This is a genomic window from Halobacillus sp. BBL2006, assembly GCF_000786645.1.
Taxonomy (GTDB): Bacteria; Bacillota; Bacilli; order Bacillales; family Halobacillaceae; genus Halobacillus.
In genome coordinates this window covers 1-672 of record NZ_JRNX01000678.1, presented here as the reverse complement: position 1 = coordinate 672, position 672 = coordinate 1, and the positions used below count along the sequence as shown (strand labels likewise).

Annotated in this window: 1 protein-coding gene; it reads right to left on the bottom strand. The window is 42.6% G+C overall.

Annotation, left to right across the window (positions count from 1 at the left end; translation table 11 throughout):
* Nucleotides 1–484: 484 nt before the first annotated feature.
* The coding region (locus LD39_RS18180) for an FtsW/RodA/SpoVE family cell cycle protein (RefSeq protein WP_035551238.1) at nucleotides 485–672 on the bottom strand (188 nt) is incomplete at its 5' end.

The following is a 672-nucleotide window of genomic DNA, read 5'->3' as shown; positions in this document are numbered from 1 at the left end:
GGGTCTCATCTGTCATGCTCATCCCGCAGGAGTCTCGCCGTTTTCCCAACCACCTTACGTTTTATAAGAATCTCGAAACTCCCATCCTGAGCAAGCAGCTTGTGGAGTGTAGAATGCCTTTGAATTAAGTATTATAGCTGGTTTTTCATCCTATATCATTTATATTAGTGCAAGTATGATTTCGAGATCATCATTTGGCAAAGGGCGTAGGGGAATGAGGAATCTCCTGTGGGATAAGCGGATTAGATGAGACCCTACAGGGCGCTAGCCCGAGGAGACTCAGCATACGCCCACAGGAAAGCGACTCATTCCCCAACGCCCCTTATTCCCCACAAACATCTCGAAATCAAGTATTCAAAAATCCTGCACTTATGTTGAATAACCTTTAGGAATTCCATTTTTTCATTAGAAAAACAAAAGCGTTTTAACATAGACATAAAAAAGGCGGGAAGACTGTTTCAAGCATCCCCACCTTTTCTTTCCTTTATTCAAACATATACGTTTTCGTTCGCGATTTGACATTCAGGACTATACCTATTGCTAACATATAGGCGAGCGTGGAACTACCTCCGTAACTTATAAAAGGAAGAGGTAACCCTGTAATCGGAAGCAGCTGAATGGACATTCCGATGTTTTGGAAAAACTGGAATGCAATCATCGCAACGATTCCGA